Consider the following 24,439-nt stretch of genomic DNA (forward strand, 5'->3'; position numbering starts at 1 on the left):
TAAACCAAATAACGTCAAACAATTCTCTACGACAGTGCTCACTCAATTGGTCGCACCCTAATCCAACTTCACCACCATTTTGCCAAGATTTTTGCCTTCAAAAAGTCCGATAAACGCGCCCACAGCTTGCTCAATTCCTACTACCACAGTTTCCTGATTTTTCAATTTCCCATCTTGGAAATAATCGCCCGCTTCCCGTTCAAATTCGCTTTGACGAGCCAGCGAATCACCAACGATCAGCCCTTTCATTGTCAACCGTTTGCCAATCATATTAAACAGGTTGTTCGGGCCAGGCTGCGGGTTGTTGTAACCAGAGATGCTGCCACAAGCGATAATCCGCCCGTGCACGCGCAGGGCCGAGAGCGCCGCTTGCAGGGTTTCGCCGCCTACATTGTCGAAATAAACATCAATCCCATCCGGTGCGGCCTGGTTCAATTGTTCGAGGACTGGGCCAGAATTGTAATTGAAAGCGCGATCGAACCCGCATTCTTCCAACAGAAACTTGACTTTTTCGGCCGAACCTGCTGAGCCGATAACCTGACACCCGCGCAGTTTTGCCAGTTGTCCCGCCACACTTCCCACCGCGCCGGCGGCACCAGAAATAAAAATGGTGTCCCCCGCTTTAACATCTACCAAATTCAACCCCGCCCAAGCCGTCATCCCCGTCATCCCGAGGGCGCCGAGATAAACCGACAGCGGTTGAATTTCGCGGTTGACGGGGTGCAACTCTTTGGGCGCTGCGGTGAAGTATTCCCGCCATCCAAAGTTGGAAGTGACGACATCACCGGGCTTGAATTCTGGGGCGCTAGATTCGATGACTTCGCCGACTGCGCCGCCTTCCAATGCTTTACCTAACTCGAAGGACGGAACATAGGATTTGCTCTCATTCATGCGTCCGCGCATATACGGATCGACCGAAATGTAGCGATTCCGAACGAGCACTTGTCCGTCTTGAAGTGGCTTTATTTCGGTTTGGGCGATCGCAAAGTTATCGGAGGTTGGCATTCCCTTGGGGCGGGAGACTAACTGAATTTCGCGACTCATTATATTTGTCATAATTTTTGTTTTTTTCAGGGCCGGCGGGACACCCCACAATGCAGGGCTGTTTCATTCTTTGTAGGGGCAATCCCCCCGTGGTTGCCCCAATCTCTGAAACACCTACAAAATCGTGGGCCAGGAGGGCGGGCACGGGGGCACCGCCCCTACAAAACGATGATTTACCTGAGAATGAAACAGCCCTGGCTACAATCGGGGGAATTGTTTTTTGACTTAAATGCACAACTGCTTATCAAGCCTGTTGCAACGATGCCATATCAATCACGAAGCGATATTTTACGTCGCTTTTCTCCAGGCGATCGTAAGCTTGATTTATTTTGTGAATCGGGATGAGTTCGATATCCGAAGTGATGTTATGCTTGCCGCAGAAATCCAGCATTTCCTGAGTTTCTTTGATGCCACCAATCAGGGAGCCGCCCAGAGTGCGCCGACCAAAAATTAAGCTACCGACATTCAGAGAAAGCGGTTCCTCCGGTATGCCGACTTGGGTGAGATTGCCATCGAGCTTTAATAGCAGCAGGTAGGCGTTGATGTCGTGTTGCGCCGATACAGTGTCGAGAATGAAATGGAAACTATTTAAGTGTTTTTTCATCTCGTCCGCATTCTTAGAATTGACGACTTCATCTGCTCCCAGCCGCAGGGCATCTTCAACTTTGTTCGACGAAGTGGTGAATACCACGACATGGGCGCCCAAAGCCTTCGCCAATTTCACCCCCATGTGTCCCAGCCCGCCGAGTCCCACAACACCAACTTTTTGACCTTCGGTAACATTGTGGCGGCGCAATGGCGAATAAGTGGTGATTCCAGCGCAAAGCAGCGGGGCGGTGGCAGCGAGATCCAAATTCTGCGGCACTTGCAGCACAAACGCTTCATCTACGACGATGCTGTCGGAGTATCCCCCGAAAGTCATGCCGCCAACGTGTTTGTCCGGGGAGTTGTATGTGAAAGTCGTGTTATCGCAGAACTGTTCCGAGTCTTCCTTGCAGTTGGCACAATTGCGGCAGGAATCGACCATGCAACCGACTCCTGCGGTGTCGCCTTCCTTAAATTTTTTGACGTGGGCGCCAACTTTTACCACCCGTCCCACGATTTCGTGGCCGGGCACGCAAGGATAGGTGGTGTTTTGCCATTCGTTGCGCGCGGTGTGCAAGTCGGAGTGACACACGCCGCAATATAGAATTTCGATCTGCACGTCGTGCTGGCCGACATCGCGGCGTTGAAAGTTGAAGGGTGCGAGTGGAGTCGTGGCGTTTTGGGCGGCGTAGGCGTTTGTTTTCATAGATTATGCTGGTGATTATTTACTCATGTCGGGGTAGCGCCCACCGCAATTCTAAGAGGGCGGGCACGGGGGCACCGCCCCTACACAGGGGCAGAGTTGTAGGGGTAGTGCCCCCGTGCCTACCCTCCCCAAATCCTAACGATTGACGGTGCTCATGTCGGGGTAACGATCGCCCACCGCAATTCCCAACGGAAGCGCTTTGGCGATTTGGTCGAGTTCGGCTTGAGTCAGCGTTATATCTGCCGCGGCAATGTTTTCTTCGAGATAGGTGCGGCGTTTGGTACCTGGAATCGGCACGATGTCTTCGCCCTGGGCTAATACCCAAGCCAGGGCCAACTGTCCGGCTTTGATGCCTTTAGTGGCGGCCATTTGCTCGATTTGCTCGACGAGTTCCAGATTTTGCTGGATATTCTCGGCTTGAAAGCGAGGATATCTTTGCGATCGATAATCTCCTTCCGATAGCGTGTCAAGGCTCTTGATTTTGCCCGTCAGAAACCCGCGCCCGAGGGGGCTGTAAGGCACAAAGCCAATCCCTAACTCCCGACAAGTAGGCAAAATCTCGGTTTCTGGTTCCCGACTCCACAGCGAATATTCCGTCTGAAGTGCGGAAATCGGATGCACTGCTTGAGCGCGGCGGATGGTGTTGGTGGCGGCTTCGGAAAGGCCGAGGTAGCGGACTTTTCCGGCTTGGACGAGTTCTGCCATTGCGCCGACGGTTTCTTCGATCGGAGTATTAGGATCGACTCGGTGCTGGTAGTAAAGGTCGATCGTCTCGACGCCCAAACGCTTGAGACTGGCATCGCAACACGATCGCACGTATTCGGGCTTGCCATTCACGCCCCCAAAACTGCCGTCGCTACCGCGCACGTTGCCGAACTTGGTAGCGATAATGACTCGATCGCGATGCCCTTTAATCGCTTTACCGACTAATTCCTCATTTTGGCCGACACCGTACATATCAGCCGTGTCGAGGAAAGTCACGCCTAACTCTAAGGCGCGGTGAATTGTGGCGATCGATTCTGACTCATCGGTTGTTCCGTAGAATTCGGACATCCCCATGCAGCCGAGTCCTAATTCCGAGACGATTAATCCTTGATTCCCCAGTTTTCGCTGTTTCATCCTGTTCTTTGATTCTAAAATTACTGAAGTGTCGGACGGATGATGATTTGATTCACATCAACATCACCCGACTGCTGGATAATATAGGCGATCGCGCCAGCAATGGCATCTGCACCAATAGCGATTTCATAAAGTGCATTGATGTGCGCTGCTGAAATCAGGATTATTCAACCAGCTCAACTAGCTTGTAGCTGGATCAATGTTTGTGTCCCAGCAGCGTCACTAATACGCAGCGCTACCATCACACCGTTTGAGTTTTGTCCGGTTAAAACTTCGGTCGGTGAATCGACCGTGTGAGCGTAACTCACCTCATCTTTACCTACTTCAATTACCAAATCATCTCCCTTACCAGGGCGATCGTAAATAATGGCATGAAGAGGTGCGTTCTTAATCAATTCTGCGTCACCGGCTTCTGAATCGATGATTTCGATCGAAATATGCCGTCCCCGATTGCCATCGGTAAACTGATCGAAAAATTCACCCCATCGCTCGCGAGGCACAGATTTGTTGATGTCAATCTTGTTGGTCATTTCCATGTTATTCACCATGATGATTGTTTGTGAAAAGCTAGTAAAAAGCAGCCAAGGCATGAAATAGTTACTAAGTACAAAAGTGGAATTAAACGGAAGATGACTCTAGAGTTGGCGATGCCCACTCTGTCAATTTAACTCGCAACTTTGTACGCGCCACCTCGTTCTAATGCCCGTTGATAAGCTGGGCGGGTGTGGATGCGATCGAGAAAGTCCATCAACTTTGGTCGGCTGGCATTTAAACCTCCTCGCACAACTGCTATCTCGATCGGAAAACTGAGCTGAATATCGGCTGCGCTGAATTCATTTCCCACAAACCACAAGCTTTTTCCCAGCTCTGCTTCCAGGTAATCAAGATGCTGCTTGATTTGAGGTTCGATGAACGAAGTTTTGGTACGGCTCACGATCGATCGCGCGATCGGTTTGAGAAAAAACGGCATGGGCTGCTCCTCTGTGCGATCGAAGACCAACTTCAATAGCAGCGGCGGCATAGCTGAACCTTCGGCATAATGCAGCCAGTAAGTATATCGCAACCGATCGGGTGTATTGGGTGGAGGAGCAAACCTTCCTGTACCATATTTCTCAACCAGATACTCAATGATGGCTCCAGACTCCGCCAAAGTTAGCGCCCCGTCCGTGATAACTGGCGATTTACCGAGTGGATGTACTTGACGCAGGGATGCTGGCGCTAGTAGGGTTTCGGGATCGCGATCGTAATACTTGATGTCATACTCCAGTCCCAGTTCTTCTAGCAGCCACAATATGCGCTGGGAACGAGAATTATTCAAGTGATGGACGATAATCATGAGTTTCAATAGTTGCAGGACAGTTCGCGATCGTTTTGATTCAACTCATCAACCTGACGGACTTGTTGGAGTGGAATAGACCTCTCCCATAATTATTGTGGAACAGGCATCTTGCCTGTTCAAAACAGGCTTTTGTGAAGATGACTATTGTTAAAAAAGTCTTAGACTGCGATCGACATACTCATTTCCTGACTAATTTTGTCTAGCATCTGCTTCGCCTGACTGACATCGTGATTGCTACCTGTCACCAGGATAATGAACTCGCCTGCTTGAATTTGAGTGTCATACTTCACTATCTCGTGGTTCGGGATTCCTAAGCCTCCCAAGGCACCAGCCAATCCTCCTACAGCAGCGGCACCAGCGCCACCAACCAGCGTTCCTTCCAACCAACCAGCCAACACCCCAGCAATGGGGCCAGCAACGACTATGGGAGCCATTCCGGGGATAAATAGCACTCCAGCCCCAGCTAAAATGCCAAATAGACCTCCGACGAAGCTACCCCAATAGCCACCACCTGTGGCTCCAGCTTTGGCTGTATCTTTCCAGGTGAGAAATCCGCGCACGTGTTCAGTGGTGTGGTAGTCTTTGCCAATTATCGAGAGCTTTTGCATATCGAAGCCTTTTTTTTGCAGCTCCAATACAACTCTTTCTGCTTCTGAATGGGAGGGGAAATGACCAACAATCGTATGTGTGTATGACATGAATTTGTTTCCTTTGTTATTTGCCCGAATGAAGGACAAAATTTTTAATTCTTGATTTGTTTTTTATCTTTTGATGTTCGATTTTATCTGGTTGAGCTTCGATTTAATCTCAACCTTGACTTCTTTTGCCATCAACTGAACTTTAACAAAAACCACACAATATAACCTCTACCTTTTGATTTAAAATTTACACAAATTCCCAATCCTAACCTATACCTTTTGATTGCTTTGAGGAGATGTTATATCAAAAAAAAGAGCGGAATAACTGGCATTATTCCGCTCTTAAGCTAAAGTCAGGAAACGGCACTGCCGTCTCTCCTCCTCCTACAATTAATCCGTGTAGGGAAACGGCACTGCCGTCTCCTCCTCCTACAATTAATCCGCGTAGGGAAACGGCACTGCCGTCTCCTTCCTTAGCTTAGTTTAATCGTGTCTTACTTCTGCGTAGTTTCCGCAGCAGCAGTTGTAGCATCTAATCTGGTACAAATCGCTTTCAAGGTTGCTTCTTCCGCTTCTTCCATCGTCGCCATTGCGAATAAAATTGCTGTATTGGCATAGTCCTCAGCTTGATCCGCCCGATGTTCGAGTTTCTTGACTTCGCGATTTGTTTTCCATTCGTCAACGTTTGACTTCACCTCAGATTCTTTTTCCTCGAATTGAGTTTTGAGTTTTGCCCGATACTCATCAAATTGTTGTTTTTTAGCTTCCAGATTTGTCTTCGTTTCATCAAGTTTCGACTGAAGCTCAGCTTGAGTATTTTTTGTGGCAGATTGAATACTTTCCGTCAGCGACTTTGCCCGGTTTTCAATCGCTTCTAAATTGTCATGGAGTTGTTTAGTGAAGTTGTCAATAGTCGTACTCATTTTGTTTCCTTTAGTATGCTAATGTTTTCTAAATTATCGATGGCATTGTCAATCCAAGATTATTTACCAAAAAAATTCTTGACTGCTGTAGTGGCTTTATCGGCAGCATTTTCGACTCTGGAATTATTGGCATCAACTCCAATTTTTGTTTCAGTTAAGTCATCTTTAATCTTCATTTTGACAGATCTTGCTTGATCTTCCATTGCTGACTGTGCCTTCCCAATCTTTTGCTGAGCAGAGCCTTTGACTTCTTCTGCCTTACCAGTTACTTGCTTAGAAATACTAGCAGCACTGGTGGCAAATAGAGGCGATGCGATCGCAGGTGATGGCGCAAAAACGACACTTTGGCAAATTACAGCAAGTATCAATAATCCACCGATAACTTTTGTTAAATGGTGTTGTAGGTTAGAAACGAAAGTCTTGGTGTTTATTTGCATGATGATTCCTCTAGTATGTTGAGTTTATGAGACTGGTCAATAGTATTATTGAATAGCCAGCGAGTCATAAAAATCTTTGTTGTTAATTACCTTATCTACTCTGCCGGTGAATAAATAAAACAACTCTCATGAATTCAATGATTTCACGTTCTGGAGTTATCGCCATCTATCTTAGGTTGAGGGTGTGAATATCTTAAGAGGTAGATATGTCATTATTTTTACCGTAAGCAACCTTTGCTGCTAGAACTAATATTTATTCAGTCTCTGACTACGATCTCATTTTTGTAGTTTGTTTCAACAGTTCAAACCAGATTAAGCTAATTAATCCACCGCCCAAACAGATCGCAAGATCGATCGCACGTAGCAGAGAAAAGCTGAACAAATGACGCAAAAACGGCACATACAGCACCAGCCCAAGGAACAACAGTCCGCCACCAAGCACCCACCACAGGGCGGGATTTGGCGATTTCAGTATTTTCAAGCTGAGGCGGGAAGTCGAACCTTCGCTCAAAATTAGTGCTAAGTTTGCCAAAATCAACGTCGTAAACGTTAATGCACGGGCATCAAATTCGCCTTGTCTGCGATACAGGGCGATCGCAAAAATCGCCAGCACAACCGCCAAAATTCCGCATCCTTGCAACACAGCCAAGGAGAGCGTTTTCTTGCCAAATAAAGGTTCTTTGGGGTTGCGGGGAGGGCGCTGCATCACCGTTGCTTCTGCGGGTTCGGCTTCTAGCACGATCGAGCAAGCTGGATCGATAATTAAATGTAAAAATGCCACATGAACCGGAAGCAATACTAACGGTAATTTAAACAATACTGGAATCAAAGACATTCCGGCGATCGGGATATGAATTGCAATCAGATATGACATGGCTTTGCGGAGATTGTCAAAAATTCTGCGCCCCAGTTTGACTGCTTGCACTATCGACGAAAAATCATCATCTAATAACACTAACGCCGCAGATTCACGAGCCACATCCGTACCTCGCTCACCCATCGCAATCCCGATTTGAGCAGCTTTGAGAGCAGGAGCATCATTCACGCCATCTCCTGTCATTGCAACGACTTCGCCCTTAGATTTCAAAGCATTAACTAACCGCAACTTGTGTTCGGGAACGGCTCGTGCAAAAATATTTGTACTTTGAATCCGCTGCTCTAATTCAGCATCGCTCATGCCATCTAATTCTGCTCCGGTGACAACGGCTCCCATTTGCATCAATCCCACTTGACGAGCAATGGTTTGAGCAGTTTCGGGATAATCACCTGTAATCATCACAACTCGAATTCCAGCGGTATAACATTCTTGAATCGCAGCCGCCACGGTTGGACGCACTGGATCGGAAAGTCCCACTAATCCGATAAATTCAAAGGGAAAGTCATGTTGTTTTTCTGGCAAATGATTAGGATTGAGCGACGGGTGAGGTGGCAAAAATGGCGGCGGTGCACCAACAAGCGACGCTTTAGCAACACCTAATACCCGCAATCCTTGAGTTGCCATTTGGCTAACTTGGGCGGCCATAACTTGCTGCTGTTGGGGCTTGAAATGGCAGAGATCCGCGATCGCCTCTGGTGCTCCTTTTGCCGCAACTTCATACAATTTGTGATTCGGCATAGCCGACGCTTCTGCTGAGGCAGACGCTTTGCGAACGCTAACGGCTGACTCCCAAACGTGAGACATTGCCAACAGATGCGGTGACAGCGGATATTCTCGCAACAGTTTCCAATCGCTGTGCAAATGTTCGGTATGCGCCAGATAGCGATCGCCCAATTGCTTAAAAGCTTTTTCCATTGGATCGAATGGATCTCTTTGGCTTGCCAGAATACAGAACTCGACTAACTGATGAACTGCTTCTGGAAGTGCCTCGGACGAATGCAATCCCAAATCGTAAGGCTGAGAGTTTTCTGGCTGGTTGTAGCCTAACAACTGCTGCACAGCCATCTGATTCTGAGTCAACGTCCCCGTTTTATCCACGCACAAAACGGTTGCGGAACCTACGGTTTCAACGGCTGAGGCGCGACGTGCTAAGACATGATTCTGAGAAATCCGCCAAGCTCCCAATGCTAAAAAGATTGTCACGACAACCGGAAATTCGTTCGGCAAAATTGCCATCGCTAAGGTAATTCCGGCGAGAACTCCTTTGAGCCAATCTCCTGTTGTGAATCCATAAATTACCACAATTGCGACACAAAGCGATAGAGCAATGCCAAATAAGCGGCTTACCAAGCGATTCATTTCCTGTTGCAAAGGAGTCGTTTCTGGCTTGATTTTTTGCAAAGCTTTGCCAATCTTGCCCATTTCTGTTTGAGCGCCGATCGCCTTAACTTGAGCAATTCCCTGTCCCTGAACCACCAATGTGCCAGAATACACAAACGGCAATTCATCACCTCCGGGACGCGCCATCTCCACGTTACCCACAGCGGTAACTTTGCGAACCGGTAGCGATTCCCCGGTTAATAACGACTCATCGGTTGACAGATTTGAGCAAGATAGGACGATCGCATCCGCAGACACGCGATCGCCCTCCGCGAGCACCAAGAAATCGCCCCTAACCACTTCTCGCCCCGCAATTCGTTTGCGTTCTCCATCGCGAATCACCAAGGCGCGAGGGCTGGAAAGATCGCGCAAAGCTTCTAGGGCGTGTTCGGTTTTGCCTTCTTGGTAGAGACTAATTCCGGTGATAAAAAAGACGAAACCTAGCAAAATCAAGGCTTCTTGTAAGTCGCCTAAAATCCAATAAATGATACCACCGCCGACGAGTAACAGAAAAATCGGATCTTGAATACTATTCCAGGCGATCGATAACAGATTGCGCGACTCAGCCGAGGGTAGTTCATTGTAGCCGTCATCTTTGAGTTGGGCGATCGCATTTTGCTCAGATAAGCCGATCGCAGTATTGGGATCGAAAGTCGCAACCATATTTCTTTTCCTCTGAAATATCTCGGTGATTAGCGGCTGCTGACTCCATCTGTAGTACGCCCGCTCATCTCACTCGCATCAATGCGGTAAATTGCGATCGCCTCGGAACGTCCCTGACTATCAATCCAGGTGCGATTGATCGCAGGTGATAGCATGGGATTGCGCTCTTTGACGAGGTGCATTACTCGATCGATATCTGCTTGCTCGGTGAGGCGGGAAGCTCGACCATTGACAATAACACTGCGCCAATGAAGAGGCTCGCGTATTTCTTCAACCTGCAAACAAATTTCGGGATTCGCATCAAGATCGTGAGTCTTCATGCCGATCGTGGTAAACAGGTAAATGTCATCTGCTTCGAGATAATAATTCATGGGTATCACGTAGGGCTTGCCTTCGTGGATGCAGCCCAGATGACCGTATCCTACTGTGTGTAGGAGTTCCTGTATTTCTTTTGAACTCAGTTCATCAATATCTAACATTAGTATTTTCCTAAAGGTTTAGTTAATTAGTCGTATTTAATAGAAATAGTCCAGGCTTTACATCTGTCATTAGATATAGTCGAGATCCTCACAAATCTTCTGCCCGCTTAGGAACGCAAATTAAATAATTTACACTCTTGAAAGTGGGATAGGCCAGAAGAACCCGTCCTTTCTGTACGGGTTCTCCCGCCCATCCCACAAGAATCATTAAATTGTAAGTTATTTAATTCTCATTACTTAATTGCTGTTTTTTTACCCACAGCTACGCTCGCTACGACTAAACAAGCGGTGATTAGGGCGATCGGCTCCAGAGTCTCACCAAGCAAAATAGCCGAAGCCAGCAGCGTCAAAAATGGTTGCAAAAACTGAATTTGACCTACCCCTGCAACTCCACCCATCGCCATCCCGTGATACAATGTGCGTCAGAAAATAGCTTTTCCATGATTGAGACAATAACGTATTCTGACGCACCCTACGACTGTCTCTAGCCGAAGCTGCGGGCACCAAAACCCTACCAACTAAAATCTAAAATCTAAAATCTAAAATCTAAAATTGGTTGAGGGTATTTTCTAGTTTTTCGGCAATGCCTTCAACCCAATTTTCATCTTGCTTGGTATAGCTGCGCGGCGCGTTAGCACCTAATATTAATACGCCTTGAGTGCCGATCGGCTGACAGATAACTCCTTGGGTATTTTCTGGCAAATAGTCGAATTCGATTTTGCCGGGATAGATATTCAGATTTACTAAATAAACTGGTTTGTTTTTGTCGAGCACTCGCTGCAATATTGGCCCTGGCTTGACTTCGGGATTGATGCCTAAGATGCCGCGCCTCAATAAGACTTTTCCTTGATAGACAATGACGATCGCCCTTGTGGCCGTATTTGTCAACAGCAAACGCGACGCCCAAGCTAATTCTAGCTTGACGGCATCGGGCAAATCCGGCGCCAGCTCGAAGCCTTCAGAGCCGGTAAGCTGTACCGAATCGGGCGATCGCGCTTGCACCTGTTGCCACAGCAAACCTGTTAAAATCAGCAGGGCGCTGATAATTACTCCCAAAACGTCCGATCGAGTTTGAGAGTCTGTAATTTGCTCTGTTAGGAAGCGGTTCACCACCAGCAGCGTACCTGCTAACCCTCCCGCAACTAAGGGTAGTTGCCGCAAAACTTTATTTGGATCCGATTTTGTCATTAGTCATTAGTCAGGATTAAGGTTCGTAGTGCGTCCTGGCGTCCGCAGAATAAGAGCGGACTGAAGTCCGCACTACGAACCGAACCGCCAACTGCCAACTGCCACAGGTCAACCGACTTCGCCAATTTCGACAATGCGCTGGAATAGATAGCCTGTGCCGCGGGCGGTGAGAATTAATTCAGGATTGCTGGGGTCGTCTTCCAACTTTGCTCTCAGGCGGGAGATGTGAACGTCCACAACGCGGGTGTCTACGTGGCGTTCTGGCGTGTATCCCCAAACTTCTTGCAAAATTTCCGATCGCGAAAAAGGCTCTCCAGAACGGCTGACAAGCAGCTCTAACAAGCTGAATTCCATGCCTGTGAGCCGAATTCGTTCGTCGCCTTTATAAACTTGGCGCTTGTTGGTGTCAATCCTAATGTTGGTGACGTGGATGACTCCAGAACTAGGAATGCCTGAGGCGCCGTTTTTGTCAACCCGGCGCAGTACCGAACGGATGCGGGCTTCGAGCTCTTTGGGAGAGAAAGGTTTGACGACGTAATCGTCGGCGCCCAATTCTAAACCGGTGATGCGATCGGCTACGTCTCCCAAGGCGGTTAGCATGATGATGGGTACGTCTGATTCTTTTCGCAACTCCTGACACACGCCGTAACCGTCGAGTTTCGGCATCATCACGTCCAAAACTACTAAGTCGGGTTCGGTGTTGCGAAATGTTTCGAGAGCTTCTTCGCCGTCAGCAGCGGTGACGACATCGTAGCCAATCATGGAAAGGCGAGTCTCCAGAATGCGGCGGATACTGGCTTCGTCATCGACTACCAGAATTTTTTCTTTATGATTTTCCAAGTTACCGAGCACTCCTTAAGTTACATTTCAGATAATCTTAATTTTTTGTACCCTATCATAGAAGATACAGATTGAATCATGTGCGCGATCGGTCTGAAAGCTTGATAATTGCTTTAACTCAGACTTTTCTAAATGTTAGGGTGACTATTTCTTATCATAGTAAACAATGCCTAAGCCTCGAATACAATATATTTGTCGGGAATGTGGCTATGATTCACCACAATATTTTGGCAGGTGTCCTAGCTGTCAGAAGTGGGATTCTTTTGACGAGCAGTTAGAACCACATACTGCTGGTGTGCCGCGGGGTGGTTTGACTGGGGTGACAACTAAGACAGTGGGCGGTTTGCCTCCTGATAAGTCGAAGGGTCAACCGAGGGTATCTTTTAGATTATCGCAGATTGCTGACCAAACTCAGTCTCGCTGGCCTTCTGGTTTCGGAGAGCTCGATCGAGTTTTGGGAGGTGGAATTGTTCCGGGCTCGCTGGTTTTGATTGGCGGGGAACCGGGAATCGGGAAATCGACTCTGCTGTTGCAGGTGGCGAATATGTTGGCCCGCAAGGATAGAATACTCTACGTGAGTGCGGAGGAGTCGGGCCAGCAGGTGAAGTTGCGATCGCAGCGTTTGGGTGTGGCTAATCCGGTGGATTTGTCAAGTAATGGCGGACATAAATCTGGCACCAACGGTGATGCTAAAGCCGATTTGGAAGACAACTCAGCGGAGAATTTCTATTTACTTCCCGAGACTGATTTAGAGGTTGTTTTGCGGGAATTGGAAGCGCTGAAACCTAATGTGGCGGTGATTGACAGCATCCAAACTATTTATTTTGCTAGTTTAACATCGGCTCCCGGTTCGGTTGCTCAGGTGCGGGAATGTACGTCTGCTTTGATGCAGGTGGCAAAAAGGGAAAATATTACTTTATTTATTGTCGGTCATGTGACGAAGGATGGAGGTTTGGCGGGGCCGAGGGTTTTGGAACATTTGGTAGATACTGTACTTTATTTTGAGGGCGATCGCTTTGCTTCTCACCGGCTTTTGCGATCGATGAAAAATCGTTTTGGTGCGACTCACGAAATCGGTGTTTTTGAAATGGTAGCACAGGGTTTGCGAGAAGTTGATAATCCATCTGAGTTGTTTTTAGGCAATAAAGATGAGTTTTCCCCCGGTACTTCGACGACTGTTGCTTGCGAAGGAACTAGACCGATTTTAGTAGAAATTCAGGCGTTAGTCAGCCCTGCGAGTTTTGGTTCGCCGCGCCGTTCTACTACTGGTGTGGACAATTCTAGATTGCAGCAAATTTTGGCGGTTTTGGAGAAAAGGGTGGGGATTCCTTTATCTAAGTTAGATACGATTGTCGCGTCGGTGGGCGGGTTGAAAGTCGAGGAACCGGCGGCGGATTTGGCAGTTGCGATCGCAGTTGTGGCCAGTTTTCGCGATCGGGTAATCGACGCGCGCACTGTTTTGCTGGGTGAAGTCGGTTTGGGAGGACAGGTGCGGCCAGTTGCTCAATTAGAATTGCGGCTGAGAGAGGCGGCTAAATTGGGTTTCAAAAGGGCAATTATTCCGAAGAATCAACCCGTGCCAGATTTAGGGATGCAGATTATTCCGGTGGGTAGAGTAATCGATGCAATAATTGCGGCTATTCCGGCTACTCCGGCTCAGTTGCAGTCGGATAATATGGACTTGCCATCGATTGATTTGGAGGAAGAAGATTTATCAAATTGAGTTAGAATGGCGAGGTGAAAAATTGAGATTAAGGAGGCACAAGTTATGTATTTAGTAGACATTGTTGAGGCCCAAGAAAAACTTCTGGAATTAATCGAAGCGGCGATGAGAGGTGAAGAAGTTTCGATTAGGAAAGATAATCAGCCTGTTGTAAAATTGGTAGGAATTTCCAAACAAGCTAAATCCAACCGGCAAGCAGGGAGTGCTAAAGGAATGGTTTGGATGTCCGATAATTTTGACGAACCGCTAGAAGAATTTAAGGAGTATAGGTCATGATGCTGTTGTTGGACACTCAGGTTTTTTTTTGATGCTTGTACGTGGCTTTGGTGAATTAAGTTAGAAAAATCAAGAGGCAAAGATGAAACAATTTAGAATTATAATTGAAAAACATCCCGACGGTTATGTAGCCTATCCCCTTGGCATCAAAGGTGTTGTAGTTGGTGAAGGTGACACCTATGAGGAAGCATTAGCTGATGTCAAGTCAGCTATTCGCTGCTACATCGAGATATTCGGCCAAGAAATTATGGAAGACGAATCATCCGCTGTCGAGACTTTTTTAGTAAAGGCAGAGGTGGCTATTTAATGTCGAAATTTCCTGTCGATGCTCCTAAAAAACGAGTCATCAGAACATTTCAGTTTTTGGGTTTTAGGATTATTAGAGAACGCGAACATATTGTCATGGTGCGAGAAAATCAGGATGGCACGGAGACTCCGCTGGTAATGCCTAACCACGATCAAATAAAATCAGGGACACTGAGAGCAATTTGTACTCAGGCGGGAATTTCAAGAGAGGAATTTTTAATAGCTTATGCACAAAGTTGAGTGGAGATGCTATCTAAGCTCGCACTTAGAATATGTCAAATTATCGATCGCCATAAGTTATAAATGTTTCAAACTCCCAACTGGCAATGCGTACACACCCTTCACGGACATTCAAGTTCGGTAACTTCTGTTGTCATCACCCCAGACGGACAGACTATAGTTAGCGGAAGTTCTGATAGTACCATTAAGCTGTGGAACCTCAACACAGGGGAAGAAATTCATACTTTAGCAGGACATTCACAAGGGGTTACATCTATTACCCTCAGCCCTGACGGGCAAACTCTTGCTAGCGGTAGTAAAGATGCAACTATCAAACTATGGAATCTCAGCAATAAAGAGGAAATTTACACCATTAACGGACATTCAGACATAATTACTTCTGTAGTTATCAGCCCCGACGGGAAGACTCTGGCAAGTGCCAGTGAAGACACAACTATCAAACTTTGGAACCTTAGAAATGGAGAAGAAATTCGGACTTTAAAGTGGCCAGTAGAAGTATTTTATAGTTTGGCTATTTTATTCAGCCCTGACGGAAAGATTCTACTTAGTAGCAGTGCAGATGATTATGTTTCTCTAAGTGCAGTAGCTTTTAATTTAACCACTGGAGATGAAATCTGGACAAAGCATTGGCAGGAGGGTATGGACTCTGTTTATGCGATCGCTTTCAGCCCTGATGGAGAAACTTTTGCTACTTTGCAGTGTCCGGGAACTATCAAGTTATGGAATGTCTACACGGGAACAGAAATCTATACTCTTGCGGAAACTTCAATGGGAGACTTCTGCTTAGCTTTTAGTCCTAATGGTAAAATTTTAGCAAGTGGTGGGTGGGATTCTGAAAGCGAATATGATAGCAGGGAACCTGGAATTATCGAACTTTGGAATCTTGAGGCTAGAGAGAAAATTTGCAGTCTCTTGGGGCATTCATGGGGAGTTTACTCTGTGGGTTTTAGCCCAGATGGGCAGACTCTAGTTAGTGGAAGTGATGACCAAACTATCAAGATTTGGCAAAGAGATTTATAAGCGCGGGAAATTTTGTATAATTTTTAATTAGCTTTTTAGCCGAAATATGAACAAAGCAAAAAAACAGCGCAAAAATCCGTGGAAAAATAAACTAAACGACATCATTCGAGGTGCATCGGGCGGCTTTTTGTTCGGGATTCCGCTGCTTTATACGATGGAGGTTTGGTGGATCGGTTCCTCTACTAAACCAGCCCAAATGTCGATCGCCATTGTAACTACTTTTCTCGTCGTTTTCTTGCTGACTCCTATCGAAGGTTTTTTCAAAACTAACGACATCCGCCGGGGAGAAGCTGCGATGCAAGTAGCTAATTCGCGCCATCCAAGGGCAATTTTACGTACCGTTTAAAGTTACTAACAAACCTTACTCCTTGGATTGATGCGGACTGAAGTCCTCACTACAAACTTTTCTATGCGATCGCCCTACCGCTTCACCGTACTTTGTTCCCACTTCCAAACACAGCTAGAAATCAAATTCGTGCAGACATGAGCCGTAATTGGTACTAACAAATTGCCAGTAGCTAAAACACTGTAACCCAGCAGGAAACCCACAGCCGTCGCCCAAACAGCATAAGGCCACTGATCCATTCCTCCCAAGTGCAGAATTCCGAAACAAAAACTCGATAAAACTAAACCGGTTACATTCAATCCCAAACCAGACAGCATTACGCCTCGAAATAGCAATTCTTCGCTAAGTCCCGGCAGCAGTCCCAGCCAAATTAAATCCGGCCAAAACAAAGGTTTTAGCACTACTTCTAAGTAAATGTCAGCACTCCGGCGATAACCGGGCCAGAGTTGATATACGATCGCACTACCGCCTGTAATTGCCAGTCCGATCGCCAATCCTTTGAACAAATCCATGACGATCAATTTCACGGGCAAAAGCGATACCGATCCAAATATCAACCACAATTTAGCTACCGCCAGCAACATAATTGCTGTCACGCCCATTGCTACTAAAACCTGAGTGCGCGTCAACGGTTCAATTTCGGGATTTTCGGGAAGTTTTTCTGGCACTTAATCAATTTTAGATTTTAGGTTTTAGATTTTAGATTTGTTGAGTTGAGTCAGACAAACACCGCAGGGAGGAGATGTCTGCACCCAAAGAAGCTGGACTAATGCCGGCTCGTAAAGCGACCAATACGCCGATCGCCTCTAAATACGAGTTTACCTGCAAAGCTTTGATTCCGAGTTTTTCTGGAGGAGCTTGCATCTGAGTTTTGTTGTCACCGACAGCAATAATTTGTACTTTCGATCGCCTGCTCAAACTTAGAATAGCACTGCCACCGCACGCTGTGGCCGGTATTACCACCGCATCAACTCGATCGGCCCACAAATCTTGGGATACCGAATCGAAATTTCGCCTGTTTGCATGGAACTTCTCTCTTGTGGGGCGACTATCTTGTCCGCCCAATACCTGTGGCAAGCAAGATGCCTCTCCCACACCAGGGGTGACAAATTGCGGTGCTTTGCCCAGCCCTGCAAGCACGCAAGGTAAGAAAGTATACCCGATTTCCTCCGCAGCCGATCGCGGCGAAAGATGCGGATCGAGGGGAAGTGGCGACAGGGCGGGGGCGTGGGCGCAGGGAATTTTAAATGTTCTGACAATGAGGTGACTGATGACTGCTTCGGCGCCTGCGAGGGGATCGACTCCTTTGCCGCGGCGGTAGTTTTCCAGTGCGATACTACCTTCATCGTCGGGAAATCTGGCGACAACTGCGATCGCCTGGACTTTGGCTTGTGCGATCAATTTGTCGGCGGCGCGCAGTAAACTGTCAGGATTGCCGATCGTCCCCCAGGATGCCCCTGATTCTGAAATGCGTAATTCTACTTGCAGGGGGCGATCGGTCAAAATACAATCAGTTATGTTTAAACCCAATGTAGCTCTAGCAGCATCAACCGCTTGCAAGTGGCGCAATTGTAACTCCGGTTCGATCGCGCAATCCATTATTAAGCCGATGCGATTTTGATGTACCGGTTGCAGTCCCCAGCACCCGGCGGCAAATTTGTCAAGAGCGTAACCTTCCACGTATAGGGCGTTAGGTATGGGCCAATAAAGTTGAGCGCCGTTGAGGACATTGGGGTGAGTAATTAACGTATCAGAAATTTGGGCGATCGCCCTAGCCACAGGTAGGGCGTCCCCTGCAAACCCACCGATCGAGGCTCCAACGCCTGTGGGGACTATCAAAACCACTGTGAAAGGGGGAGAGTTCACGCTGCTACAGAGGATGCTTCCACGAGCACGTAGCCTTCTACCAGGGCTTTTTGCCGATCGACATCCACATCTGTGACTGCCCAGCGCAGGGGTTCGCCGTGCTTTTGCAGTTCAATTTCAATAGCCGAGTGGAGTTCTTCGGCGGTGTCCTGGAGGTCAACTTCTGCGGAAATGAAATGGGTGGTCATGGGGCGATCCATAATGGTTTTACCGCGATCGGTACTTAGGTACTTACGTAAATTTTAGCTTAGTCCTAGGATTTACCGAACTGGCGAGCGTAAACAATGTCTTCTTTTTCAGTTTCTATCTTCAAGTGCGATCGGGGAAAAGAAACGCAAAGTAACACATAACCTTCAGCCTGAAGTTCCGGACTAACACCCATGCAATCAACCTGCTTAAGTTGACCCTCAACCACCTTAGCAGCGCAAGTAGTACAAACCCCCGAATTGCAAGAGTTGGGCAAATCAATCCCCGCGGCGATCGCAGTTTGGAGAATTGGTTGATCTTCCGGCACTTCTACGGTATAAGTGCTGCCTTGGTGGAGTAATTCAACAGTGTAAGTTTGAGACATATTTCAATTATTGGTTTTAATTCCCAATTGGAATCTACGGTAGATTTGCAAACAAAGCAGAAAACATTGTACCGCTGTTGGTGATTTGGTGCAAGTTGACAAAATTTATAGGAGTTACGCACGGGGGCCTAGAAACCGGGTTTTTTACAAAAATACTTGATTGCAGCCCTTAAATTCTGTAAAAACCCGGTTTCTTTGCAATGACACGCAATATATGTTCACTCACTTAATAACTAATTTCTGCCTTCAACCCAACAACTCATCAACCGCAACACTAAAACCCAGCAGCACTAACTGAGTGCTGATTACGTCACCGGAATTAAACGCTAACTTTTGAGTTTGAGTCATTATCAATATCCAGCAACTTTCTGGAAAAACAATCCAAACTTCCAGACAACCAGAATCCAAATACTCTTGTGCTTTCAGAAAAACATCTTCCGCAATATCAGTAGGAGAAACAATTTCAGCAATTAATAGCGGACTTTGAGGAAAAGTAGGAACATCACCATATTCAGCAACAAGTTCAGCAGTCAGATAAGCAACATCAGGGCGACGCACTCGCCTGTCAGTACGACAAGGAACTTCCGTATAAACCTCGCCCCCTTGTCCGCTAGATATCTTGTAACTTCTCCAAGAAAAATCTAGTCTAGATTGGATTCGACTGTGTTTTACTGTCATCCCATTTTTCTCCGATATTTGCCCGTCCACCCATTCCATATCGTCGGGGGGACTAGCGATGAAGTCTTCTAGAGAAACATTTTCTGATAAAACGGCTGTCATTACCATAGCCATTGACTCCCTTTTGCAGAATTCAATAATATTATAGCGGTTCTCAAAAAGATCAGGTACGTTGTTGGGCTTGGGCCCTCTTAGTTTAAGCGATTATATAAGCTGTCAGTCATACCTCATATTTTTGATAAAGGCTATATATCAATCTTTGGTAATGGATAATTGGTAATGAGTAATTGGTAATGAGTTATGAGAAGTAACAAATAACAATGCCCAATGCCCAATGCCCAATGCCCAATCCCTCCGCTACGCTCCGCCCAATGCCCTCTTTGGCCGATGCCCAATTCCCAATCTACTCAATATTAATTTGATTCGGTGGCTGTGGTTGATTCTGCTTCTCATCCTTCAAAGTTTTACGCCCCGACGACGCATAATCCTTGTACAAATCCACAAACATCTTAGTCAACTGCTGCAAAGAAAGCTGTTCACCATTAATTTGAGCTTTCATATAAGCTTTCAGCACTTCAATGTAAGCCAAACCGAGGGCAAGGGTGAGAGTTGCCGCCGTTGCACCGGAGATAGCACCGCCCACAACACTACCCGCACCCGGAATCATTTTAATCAAATTAGTCACAATACTTCTACCAACAGCAGTCACCCCACCAGTACCGCTAACAGCAGACAGCATCGCCGAAACAAAACCCTTATCAAACGGCATTCCAAAAATCACAGTAATATTCGCAATCATAGCCGTTTGCATCGCCATCAAAATCGGCGCATCAGCAAACGGTACAGGAGTCGCACCAACTATTGCAGAACCAGCAACATAACCAGTCACATACTTAAATGCCATATCAGATTTGAGCGCGATATTAGCAATTTGTTCTTTGACAAAGGCTTTTTGAGCTACTTCCGGCAGCAGTTGAAAAGTTGCATCGACCAACTTGTCTAAACCGTGAGATTTTACAGTATAATCCTCATCAATTTGTTCCGGCTCAGCCATGACGGGGATAATTTGACTGACTGGCAAATTCATGTGTTCCAGTTGCTTGAAAAACTCGCTCGGCTTTTTTGATGTAGTTTGAGTCAGAACTAAAATAACTGGTACATCTTTGACTTCCATTTCTTTTAGCCAGCTTTCCTCTACAGCTTCTATTCTATTGGCGCTGTGATTGATGCAGTACCAGATGACGTGTATGTGTTCTTTGGGGTGCAAAAGTGTTTGGTCTTCAATCAGTTTAGCAACGTTTAATTGAATAACTTTAATTTGTTCGGCGTTGAGTTCGAGTCCGGGAGTGTCGTAAACTGTAATTGGACAATTTGGTTTGGTATATTGACGAATACCGTGAGTGACGGGGCGGCCGACTCCGGTTTCTGCTAAGCGTTGGCGAAACACAGAATTAATCAGGGTACTTTTGCCGACTCCGGTTTTGCCGATGACTAAAACATTGCACTGTCCCACTTGGTTTTCGGCGTCTTTAAAAGCGTAGTAACTTTTGTTTAAAAGCTCATCTAGCGAAAAGTCGTCTGACATGGCGTTTTCCTCCGAATTATTATTAAATATGACTTACGGATGAGCAGTCAGAAACCGGGTTGTTGACGAAAATCCTTGATTGAATTCTACAAATTGGGTAAAACCCCGGTCTCTTTGACCTTGAGAAGTAAGTCATGTTAAAAATATTGTAGCAATTTGATTTGAGAATGCCCGCAGAATAAAGTTCCGATAATCCAGATGAGAGTGCATCTAGTTTTTGAAGCCTGAAGAAGGATGACCGCATATAAATTATTAGTTATCATCTCATATTAACTGCGGTCATGCTTCGCCCCTACAAACATATTTGACCAACCCAGATGCACTCCTAGAGGAGAAGTCTAGACAGTATGGGGACGAGAAATCAAGGAGTAAGCTGTTGCGCGTTTAAATTGGAAATTCGGGACGATGCTCTGAGCAACATCCCACAAGAGTTTTATTCATTTTTGACACACAATTTAAATGTACAACAGCTTAATTTACTATATTTTAATATTTTAACCTAGCAATTCATCCACGGCAATGCTAAAATCTGCGAGAACTTGTTGAGTCCTAGCTGTTTCACCTGCTCGAAATCCCAAAATTTGATTGTGATTGACCACGAATACTAAATGACTGTCAGGAAAAACCAGCCAGACTTCCTGACAGCTAGATGCTAAATATTCTTGTGCTTTTAGAAACATATCTTCAGCAATATCTGTGGGTGCAACTATCTCGGCAATTAAAGAGAAACTCTGTTGCAAAGTAGGCACATCGCCGAATTGTGCAATTAATTGTGGTGTGAGATAGGCGACATCGGGACGGCGAACTTCTTGGTTGGTACGGCAAGGTGCTCCGGTGTATACTTCTCCTCCTTGTCCGGTGGAATCTTTGTAATTTGCCCAACAACGACCTAGCTTGGATTGAATTCGACTGTGTTTTAGTGTCATGCCATTTGTCTCTACGAGTTTACCGTCTATCCATTCCATGCGATCGCACGGATTAGCCATGAACTCTTCTATGGTAAGACGATCGTGTACTGTGGCTATCGCGAGCAGATCCTTTTCATCGATTTCGGGTAATTCGCTGGTAGTAGCGAGCATAGGTGTTGCCTCGATCTTCGATAGTTAGCTAATACTATTATCTGTGATGCAGGGAATTGTCGGGATGATTTGAACAGATATTGCTACAGGTAAGGCGCGGAGTGCGAATTCTACAAAGTATCTTTCATTGATTCTCTCCCAGTTTTCTGATTAAAAATCTAACTTCTTCGAGCAGAACATTAAATCTTTGGTCGTTTTCTATTTTGTACTGTTGAAAATCCTCATCCCGCCGCCGTATTTCTTCAGCTCGCTGACTGTCTCTTTCTAAAAGAGCATTGACAGCACCTACAAGCATATCTACATTCCTAGTCGTTTGCTCTACGGTGGCAGACAAATCCCCAACAGTAGAAGCCAAATCATCCATCATTTGATCGTTCCAGCGTTCGGTTGTCATTGTTCTTCTTCCTTTACCTTGTTTCGATCGATATTTTACGACTCTTGGCTGCTATTTTTAGCCGATCGCCCTTTTTAGAAATGTTCTAGCAGATGTTTCTCTTGCGCGTAAACCTTTCGCAGCGACTCCAGGGCGATCGCACTTAACATCAACTTAATCGCCCCCACCAATTCCCCCCACTCCAACAATTCAGCAACAGAAACAGCTTCCCGAAATTTCTCCGCATAGAAATCCACCCAAAAATCCGGCGCGTATCTCTGCTTCTGACTCGCCATCCGGCGCTTCCAATAACCGAAATCTAAACCCGACGGCGATTCCACTCCCACCACTGGCCCAAAGTCGGCATAACTGACAAACCGACTCATGCCTTGAGCGTGCACGTACAGAATATGCGCCCAGCACTCGAAGCGATATATTTGTTCTACAGCGATTTTCAGCAGCCGCGCGATCGCCTCTTTGGTGACAAACCGGCTCAATCTGTGTCTGGGGGTTGATTTTGGTCGAAAGCTTGCTAACATAATAAGCAAATCCTTTGTAAAGACTACAAAACTTTGTAAAGGCATTGAATTTGAATCGGCGATCGTCTTTTAGTTTTCCAGACCTTGGGGCGATCGCTTTTTACGATAAAACCATCCTATGATGGTACACCATCATTTGTCAAGCATGGGTTTAGTTAGATTAAAAGTCAGAGAATTCGCTGCTGAGAAAGGCTGGACGCTGAAAGAAGTTTCAGAGCGATCGGGGGTAATTTACAGTACAGTCAGACACTACGCCCGCTGTCCGGGAGTGTCAACTATTGATTTCATTTCTATACATAAATTGGCTCGCACCTTTGATGTAATGATTGAAGACTTGGTGGAAATTGTGCAGGAGTGAGCGATCGCTTTTTACGAGAAAATTATCATAAACTAAATCTAGTAGTCTGGAAATGGGTTTAATTAGATTGCGGGTTAAAGAATTTGCTGCTGAGAAAGGCTGGACGATCAAAGAGGTTTCGGAGCGATCGGGAGTAGTTTACAGTACGCTCAGAACTTATGCCCGATCGCCCGGATTAGCAACAGTTGACGTGGCAGCATTGCACAAGTTGGCGAGGACTTTTGATTGGCCGATCGAAGAGTTATATGAGATTGTGCAGGAATAGTCGATCGGCTTTTACGAACTAATTATCGAGTCATTATCGATCGACAGTTGCCAGCATTTCATTTACAGACTCGCTTTGTTGTAGGGCTTCCCAATTAGATGTAACAGGTTGGTAAGAACAGTAACACACCACAATTCGCTCCTCCGTCTCCAAAGCAGAAAACTGTTGAACGCGAGTAACAACCCAATCTCCATCTTTTCCGTGAGTAACTCCATTACCTGGATCGGATAGATTTTCATAATCGCGCGTTTTGTCCCCTACTTGGGGAATTTCTGGGTTTTCTTCCCAAGTCCAATTCTCCCAAAGTATATTAGTTAAACCTCCCCTCGGCATCAGTTGACGTTCTTCCCAGCCCGGAGCACTCATGCTTTCAGTTTTGTAGACAATCCAGATTTTTTTTGCCATTTTTCCTCCTTTTACTTTAATCTTGGTAATCTTGCCACATATCCTGAAATGAGATTTGTTCCCCGTCAAACACGCAAGCCACATCCGGGGGGCTGTTACGAGTCACTCGGATTTCTTTTAACCGCCAGTTGTATTTTTCGCCCATCTTTTCACAGAGTTCGGGATCTGTAACATAGTGTACGTTTTCTGGCTTTGGATTCGGTACGCGATCGCTCCTCACTTGACACTTCCCTTACAGTTTAAAAACTAAATGTCTTCCCCTGTATGCGTTACCTCCACCGCTGCACCAACAGCTACGTGTTGTTTTGGTTTTGACTTGCTTCTATTTTTGGTTGTTCGGCCTGCTTGACATATCCCTCCATAAATTCAAGCAAAACATCTCTCATATTTTTACCCTCTCTAGCAACAGCCGACTTAAATCGGTTCCGCAATTCCGGGGGCATTTCTACTCTAATAGCCACAGTCTTGTTGTCATCCATACAGGCTCAAGGCTTTACAACATATACATTTTGACATTTTTATGTAGTTTGCCTAAAAACCAGCTTTTTGCATACAGGTGCATTGGTTTAACTATATGCCATAGTGCATACT

General features: G+C 46.2%; 34 protein-coding genes. 9 read left to right on the plus strand and 25 right to left on the minus strand.

Annotated features, from left to right (window positions below):
* Nucleotides 1–57: 57 nt before the first annotated feature.
* From QZ918_RS03825 to QZ918_RS03835, 3 genes are all read right to left on the minus strand, one after another.
* A complete protein-coding gene (locus QZ918_RS03825; RefSeq protein ID WP_293331263.1) occupies nucleotides 58–1,056 on the minus strand; it encodes an NADP-dependent oxidoreductase in 999 nt (332 codons plus the stop codon).
* A gap of 232 nt (nucleotides 1,057–1,288) precedes the next feature.
* On the minus strand, nucleotides 1,289–2,335 hold the full coding sequence (locus tag QZ918_RS03830) for an NAD(P)-dependent alcohol dehydrogenase (protein ID WP_293331266.1): 1,047 nt from the start codon (nucleotides 2,333–2,335) through the stop codon (nucleotides 1,289–1,291).
* Between the two features lie 135 nt (nucleotides 2,336–2,470).
* On the minus strand, nucleotides 2,471–3,454 hold the full coding sequence (locus QZ918_RS03835; RefSeq protein ID WP_293331269.1) for an aldo/keto reductase: 984 nt from the start codon (nucleotides 3,452–3,454) through the stop codon (nucleotides 2,471–2,473).
* Between the two features lie 8 nt (nucleotides 3,455–3,462).
* Here QZ918_RS03835 and QZ918_RS03840 point away from each other — a divergent pair, with 8 nt between their 5' ends.
* Nucleotides 3,463–3,609 (plus strand): hypothetical protein, encoded by a 147-nt coding sequence (locus QZ918_RS03840; protein ID WP_293331272.1) that lies wholly within the window; start codon nucleotides 3,463–3,465, stop codon nucleotides 3,607–3,609.
* 21 nt (nucleotides 3,610–3,630) lie between these two features.
* On the opposite strand, the gene QZ918_RS03845 is transcribed toward QZ918_RS03840, so the two are convergent.
* The 10 genes from QZ918_RS03845 to rpaB all read right to left on the minus strand — a co-directional run bounded on the left by QZ918_RS03845 (nucleotide 3,631) and on the right by rpaB (nucleotide 12,218).
* On the minus strand, nucleotides 3,631–4,002 hold the full coding sequence (locus QZ918_RS03845; protein WP_293331275.1) for a DUF5335 family protein: 372 nt from the start codon (nucleotides 4,000–4,002) through the stop codon (nucleotides 3,631–3,633).
* Nucleotides 4,003–4,118: 116 nt separating this feature from the next.
* The gene (locus QZ918_RS03850) at nucleotides 4,119–4,790 is read right to left on the minus strand and encodes a glutathione S-transferase (RefSeq protein ID WP_293331279.1); all 672 of its coding nucleotides are present in this window, start codon (nucleotides 4,788–4,790) and stop codon (nucleotides 4,119–4,121) included.
* A gap of 161 nt (nucleotides 4,791–4,951) precedes the next feature.
* Complete coding sequence (locus tag QZ918_RS03855; protein ID WP_293331282.1) at nucleotides 4,952–5,491, minus strand: YflT domain-containing protein; 540 nt, start codon at nucleotides 5,489–5,491, stop codon at nucleotides 4,952–4,954.
* A gap of 434 nt (nucleotides 5,492–5,925) precedes the next feature.
* On the minus strand, nucleotides 5,926–6,354 hold the full coding sequence (locus tag QZ918_RS03860) for a hypothetical protein (RefSeq protein WP_293158441.1): 429 nt from the start codon (nucleotides 6,352–6,354) through the stop codon (nucleotides 5,926–5,928).
* A 59-nt stretch (nucleotides 6,355–6,413) separates the two neighbouring features.
* Entirely contained in the window at nucleotides 6,414–6,791 is a 378-nt protein-coding gene (locus tag QZ918_RS03865) for a CsbD family protein (protein WP_293158438.1), read from the minus strand.
* Between the two features lie 268 nt (nucleotides 6,792–7,059).
* Nucleotides 7,060–9,711, minus strand: a complete 2,652-nt coding sequence (locus QZ918_RS03870) for a cation-translocating P-type ATPase (RefSeq protein WP_293331285.1) — start codon at nucleotides 9,709–9,711, stop codon at nucleotides 7,060–7,062.
* Nucleotides 9,712–9,740: 29 nt separating this feature from the next.
* A complete protein-coding gene (locus QZ918_RS03875) occupies nucleotides 9,741–10,190 on the minus strand; it encodes a pyridoxamine 5'-phosphate oxidase family protein (protein WP_293331288.1) in 450 nt (149 codons plus the stop codon).
* 233 nt (nucleotides 10,191–10,423) lie between these two features.
* The gene (locus QZ918_RS03880; RefSeq protein ID WP_293331464.1) at nucleotides 10,424–10,594 is read right to left on the minus strand and encodes a hypothetical protein; all 171 of its coding nucleotides are present in this window, start codon (nucleotides 10,592–10,594) and stop codon (nucleotides 10,424–10,426) included.
* Nucleotides 10,595–10,736: 142 nt separating this feature from the next.
* Nucleotides 10,737–11,378 carry a cofactor assembly of complex C subunit B gene (locus tag QZ918_RS03885; protein WP_293154822.1) on the minus strand — a complete coding sequence of 214 codons (642 nt, stop codon included), beginning with the start codon at nucleotides 11,376–11,378 and terminating at the stop codon, nucleotides 10,737–10,739.
* A 108-nt stretch (nucleotides 11,379–11,486) separates the two neighbouring features.
* Nucleotides 11,487–12,218: a response regulator transcription factor RpaB gene (gene rpaB, locus QZ918_RS03890; RefSeq protein WP_071587789.1), complete on the minus strand. Its 732-nt coding sequence runs from the start codon at nucleotides 12,216–12,218 to the stop codon at nucleotides 11,487–11,489.
* A gap of 166 nt (nucleotides 12,219–12,384) precedes the next feature.
* On the opposite strand from rpaB, the gene radA reads away from it, so the two are divergent.
* The 6 genes from radA to QZ918_RS03920 all read left to right on the plus strand — a co-directional run bounded on the left by radA (nucleotide 12,385) and on the right by QZ918_RS03920 (nucleotide 16,129).
* The gene (gene radA / locus QZ918_RS03895) at nucleotides 12,385–13,941 is read left to right on the plus strand and encodes a DNA repair protein RadA (RefSeq protein WP_293331291.1); all 1,557 of its coding nucleotides are present in this window, start codon (nucleotides 12,385–12,387) and stop codon (nucleotides 13,939–13,941) included.
* A gap of 45 nt (nucleotides 13,942–13,986) precedes the next feature.
* Nucleotides 13,987–14,217 carry a type II toxin-antitoxin system Phd/YefM family antitoxin gene (locus QZ918_RS03900; protein ID WP_293331294.1) on the plus strand — a complete coding sequence of 77 codons (231 nt, stop codon included), beginning with the start codon at nucleotides 13,987–13,989 and terminating at the stop codon, nucleotides 14,215–14,217.
* Between the two features lie 82 nt (nucleotides 14,218–14,299).
* Nucleotides 14,300–14,524 carry a type II toxin-antitoxin system HicB family antitoxin gene (locus QZ918_RS03905; RefSeq protein ID WP_293331297.1) on the plus strand — a complete coding sequence of 75 codons (225 nt, stop codon included), beginning with the start codon at nucleotides 14,300–14,302 and terminating at the stop codon, nucleotides 14,522–14,524.
* The gene (locus tag QZ918_RS03910) at nucleotides 14,524–14,763 is read left to right on the plus strand and encodes a type II toxin-antitoxin system HicA family toxin (RefSeq protein WP_293331300.1); all 240 of its coding nucleotides are present in this window, start codon (nucleotides 14,524–14,526) and stop codon (nucleotides 14,761–14,763) included. Before QZ918_RS03905 ends, QZ918_RS03910 begins: the two co-directional genes overlap by 1 nt.
* A gap of 63 nt (nucleotides 14,764–14,826) precedes the next feature.
* The gene (locus QZ918_RS03915) at nucleotides 14,827–15,783 is read left to right on the plus strand and encodes a WD40 repeat domain-containing protein (protein WP_293331303.1); all 957 of its coding nucleotides are present in this window, start codon (nucleotides 14,827–14,829) and stop codon (nucleotides 15,781–15,783) included.
* Between the two features lie 46 nt (nucleotides 15,784–15,829).
* Nucleotides 15,830–16,129, plus strand: coding sequence for a DUF2391 family protein (locus tag QZ918_RS03920; RefSeq protein WP_293331306.1), 300 nt, complete (start codon nucleotides 15,830–15,832; stop codon nucleotides 16,127–16,129).
* A gap of 74 nt (nucleotides 16,130–16,203) precedes the next feature.
* Here QZ918_RS03920 and QZ918_RS03925 read toward each other — a convergent pair whose 3' ends face one another.
* The 9 genes from QZ918_RS03925 to QZ918_RS03965 all read right to left on the minus strand — a co-directional run bounded on the left by QZ918_RS03925 (nucleotide 16,204) and on the right by QZ918_RS03965 (nucleotide 22,820).
* Entirely contained in the window at nucleotides 16,204–16,797 is a 594-nt protein-coding gene (locus QZ918_RS03925; RefSeq protein WP_293331309.1) for a CPBP family intramembrane glutamic endopeptidase, read from the minus strand.
* Between the two features lie 31 nt (nucleotides 16,798–16,828).
* Nucleotides 16,829–17,995 carry a DUF3326 domain-containing protein gene (locus QZ918_RS03930; protein ID WP_293331312.1) on the minus strand — a complete coding sequence of 389 codons (1,167 nt, stop codon included), beginning with the start codon at nucleotides 17,993–17,995 and terminating at the stop codon, nucleotides 16,829–16,831.
* A complete protein-coding gene (locus QZ918_RS03935) occupies nucleotides 17,992–18,183 on the minus strand; it encodes a DUF8621 family protein (RefSeq protein WP_293331467.1) in 192 nt (63 codons plus the stop codon). Before QZ918_RS03935 ends, QZ918_RS03930 begins: the two co-directional genes overlap by 4 nt.
* Nucleotides 18,184–18,248: 65 nt before the next feature.
* A complete protein-coding gene (locus tag QZ918_RS03940) occupies nucleotides 18,249–18,566 on the minus strand; it encodes a 2Fe-2S iron-sulfur cluster-binding protein (RefSeq protein ID WP_293154863.1) in 318 nt (105 codons plus the stop codon).
* Nucleotides 18,567–18,812: 246 nt separating this feature from the next.
* Entirely contained in the window at nucleotides 18,813–19,352 is a 540-nt protein-coding gene (locus QZ918_RS03945; protein ID WP_293331315.1) for a Uma2 family endonuclease, read from the minus strand.
* Between the two features lie 295 nt (nucleotides 19,353–19,647).
* Entirely contained in the window at nucleotides 19,648–20,829 is a 1,182-nt protein-coding gene (locus QZ918_RS03950) for a YcjF family protein (RefSeq protein ID WP_293331318.1), read from the minus strand.
* A gap of 494 nt (nucleotides 20,830–21,323) precedes the next feature.
* Nucleotides 21,324–21,908, minus strand: coding sequence for a Uma2 family endonuclease (locus QZ918_RS03955; protein WP_293331321.1), 585 nt, complete (start codon nucleotides 21,906–21,908; stop codon nucleotides 21,324–21,326).
* 124 nt (nucleotides 21,909–22,032) lie between these two features.
* The gene (locus QZ918_RS03960) at nucleotides 22,033–22,302 is read right to left on the minus strand and encodes a phosphate signaling complex PhoU family protein (RefSeq protein WP_293331324.1); all 270 of its coding nucleotides are present in this window, start codon (nucleotides 22,300–22,302) and stop codon (nucleotides 22,033–22,035) included.
* A gap of 74 nt (nucleotides 22,303–22,376) precedes the next feature.
* Nucleotides 22,377–22,820, minus strand: coding sequence for a hypothetical protein (locus QZ918_RS03965; protein ID WP_293331327.1), 444 nt, complete (start codon nucleotides 22,818–22,820; stop codon nucleotides 22,377–22,379).
* Nucleotides 22,821–22,965: 145 nt separating this feature from the next.
* Here QZ918_RS03965 and QZ918_RS03970 point away from each other — a divergent pair, with 145 nt between their 5' ends.
* Nucleotides 22,966–23,178, plus strand: coding sequence for a helix-turn-helix domain-containing protein (locus QZ918_RS03970; RefSeq protein WP_106149042.1), 213 nt, complete (start codon nucleotides 22,966–22,968; stop codon nucleotides 23,176–23,178).
* A gap of 52 nt (nucleotides 23,179–23,230) precedes the next feature.
* Nucleotides 23,231–23,443: a helix-turn-helix domain-containing protein gene (locus QZ918_RS03975; protein ID WP_293331330.1), complete on the plus strand. Its 213-nt coding sequence runs from the start codon at nucleotides 23,231–23,233 to the stop codon at nucleotides 23,441–23,443.
* A 33-nt stretch (nucleotides 23,444–23,476) separates the two neighbouring features.
* Here QZ918_RS03975 and QZ918_RS03980 read toward each other — a convergent pair whose 3' ends face one another.
* From QZ918_RS03980 to QZ918_RS03990, 3 genes are all read right to left on the minus strand, one after another.
* Complete coding sequence (locus QZ918_RS03980; protein WP_293331333.1) at nucleotides 23,477–23,848, minus strand: hypothetical protein; 372 nt, start codon at nucleotides 23,846–23,848, stop codon at nucleotides 23,477–23,479.
* A gap of 16 nt (nucleotides 23,849–23,864) precedes the next feature.
* Nucleotides 23,865–24,068: a hypothetical protein gene (locus tag QZ918_RS03985; RefSeq protein WP_293331336.1), complete on the minus strand. Its 204-nt coding sequence runs from the start codon at nucleotides 24,066–24,068 to the stop codon at nucleotides 23,865–23,867.
* A gap of 73 nt (nucleotides 24,069–24,141) precedes the next feature.
* Nucleotides 24,142–24,327, minus strand: coding sequence for a hypothetical protein (locus QZ918_RS03990; RefSeq protein ID WP_293331339.1), 186 nt, complete (start codon nucleotides 24,325–24,327; stop codon nucleotides 24,142–24,144).
* Nucleotides 24,328–24,439: the final 112 nt, after the last annotated feature.

Source organism: Microcoleus sp. CAWBG58 (assembly GCF_020883045.1).
GTDB lineage: Bacteria > Cyanobacteriota > Cyanobacteriia > Cyanobacteriales > Microcoleaceae > Microcoleus.

Excerpts from the sequence above, each read along its gene's own strand:
- QZ918_RS03825 (WP_293331263.1), bottom strand. The coding sequence starts at position 1,056 with ATGACAAATATAATGAGTCGCGAAATTCAGTTAGTCTCCCGCCCCAAG.
- QZ918_RS03830 (WP_293331266.1), bottom strand. The coding sequence starts at position 2,335 with ATGAAAACAAACGCCTACGCCGCCCAAAACGCCACGACTCCACTCGCA.
- QZ918_RS03835 (WP_293331269.1), bottom strand. The coding sequence starts at position 3,454 with ATGAAACAGCGAAAACTGGGGAATCAAGGATTAATCGTCTCGGAATTA.
- QZ918_RS03845 (WP_293331275.1), bottom strand. The coding sequence starts at position 4,002 with ATGGTGAATAACATGGAAATGACCAACAAGATTGACATCAACAAATCT.
- QZ918_RS03850 (WP_293331279.1), bottom strand. The coding sequence starts at position 4,790 with ATGATTATCGTCCATCACTTGAATAATTCTCGTTCCCAGCGCATATTG.
- QZ918_RS03855 (WP_293331282.1), bottom strand. The coding sequence starts at position 5,491 with ATGTCATACACACATACGATTGTTGGTCATTTCCCCTCCCATTCAGAA.
- QZ918_RS03860 (WP_293158441.1), bottom strand. The coding sequence starts at position 6,354 with ATGAGTACGACTATTGACAACTTCACTAAACAACTCCATGACAATTTA.
- QZ918_RS03865 (WP_293158438.1), bottom strand. The coding sequence starts at position 6,791 with ATGCAAATAAACACCAAGACTTTCGTTTCTAACCTACAACACCATTTA.
- QZ918_RS03870 (WP_293331285.1), bottom strand. The coding sequence starts at position 9,711 with ATGGTTGCGACTTTCGATCCCAATACTGCGATCGGCTTATCTGAGCAA.
- QZ918_RS03875 (WP_293331288.1), bottom strand. The coding sequence starts at position 10,190 with ATGTTAGATATTGATGAACTGAGTTCAAAAGAAATACAGGAACTCCTA.
- QZ918_RS03880 (WP_293331464.1), bottom strand. The coding sequence starts at position 10,594 with ATGGCGATGGGTGGAGTTGCAGGGGTAGGTCAAATTCAGTTTTTGCAA.
- QZ918_RS03885 (WP_293154822.1), bottom strand. The coding sequence starts at position 11,378 with ATGACAAAATCGGATCCAAATAAAGTTTTGCGGCAACTACCCTTAGTT.
- radA (WP_293331291.1), top strand. The coding sequence starts at position 12,385 with ATGCCTAAGCCTCGAATACAATATATTTGTCGGGAATGTGGCTATGAT.
- QZ918_RS03900 (WP_293331294.1), top strand. The coding sequence starts at position 13,987 with ATGTATTTAGTAGACATTGTTGAGGCCCAAGAAAAACTTCTGGAATTA.
- QZ918_RS03905 (WP_293331297.1), top strand. The coding sequence starts at position 14,300 with ATGAAACAATTTAGAATTATAATTGAAAAACATCCCGACGGTTATGTA.
- QZ918_RS03910 (WP_293331300.1), top strand. The coding sequence starts at position 14,524 with ATGTCGAAATTTCCTGTCGATGCTCCTAAAAAACGAGTCATCAGAACA.
- QZ918_RS03915 (WP_293331303.1), top strand. The coding sequence starts at position 14,827 with ATGTTTCAAACTCCCAACTGGCAATGCGTACACACCCTTCACGGACAT.
- QZ918_RS03920 (WP_293331306.1), top strand. The coding sequence starts at position 15,830 with ATGAACAAAGCAAAAAAACAGCGCAAAAATCCGTGGAAAAATAAACTA.
- QZ918_RS03935 (WP_293331467.1), bottom strand. The coding sequence starts at position 18,183 with ATGACCACCCATTTCATTTCCGCAGAAGTTGACCTCCAGGACACCGCC.
- QZ918_RS03940 (WP_293154863.1), bottom strand. The coding sequence starts at position 18,566 with ATGTCTCAAACTTACACTGTTGAATTACTCCACCAAGGCAGCACTTAT.
- QZ918_RS03945 (WP_293331315.1), bottom strand. The coding sequence starts at position 19,352 with ATGGTAATGACAGCCGTTTTATCAGAAAATGTTTCTCTAGAAGACTTC.
- QZ918_RS03950 (WP_293331318.1), bottom strand. The coding sequence starts at position 20,829 with ATGTCAGACGACTTTTCGCTAGATGAGCTTTTAAACAAAAGTTACTAC.
- QZ918_RS03955 (WP_293331321.1), bottom strand. The coding sequence starts at position 21,908 with ATGCTCGCTACTACCAGCGAATTACCCGAAATCGATGAAAAGGATCTG.
- QZ918_RS03960 (WP_293331324.1), bottom strand. The coding sequence starts at position 22,302 with ATGACAACCGAACGCTGGAACGATCAAATGATGGATGATTTGGCTTCT.
- QZ918_RS03965 (WP_293331327.1), bottom strand. The coding sequence starts at position 22,820 with ATGTTAGCAAGCTTTCGACCAAAATCAACCCCCAGACACAGATTGAGC.
- QZ918_RS03970 (WP_106149042.1), top strand. The coding sequence starts at position 22,966 with ATGGGTTTAGTTAGATTAAAAGTCAGAGAATTCGCTGCTGAGAAAGGC.
- QZ918_RS03975 (WP_293331330.1), top strand. The coding sequence starts at position 23,231 with ATGGGTTTAATTAGATTGCGGGTTAAAGAATTTGCTGCTGAGAAAGGC.
- QZ918_RS03980 (WP_293331333.1), bottom strand. The coding sequence starts at position 23,848 with ATGGCAAAAAAAATCTGGATTGTCTACAAAACTGAAAGCATGAGTGCT.
- QZ918_RS03990 (WP_293331339.1), bottom strand. The coding sequence starts at position 24,327 with ATGGATGACAACAAGACTGTGGCTATTAGAGTAGAAATGCCCCCGGAA.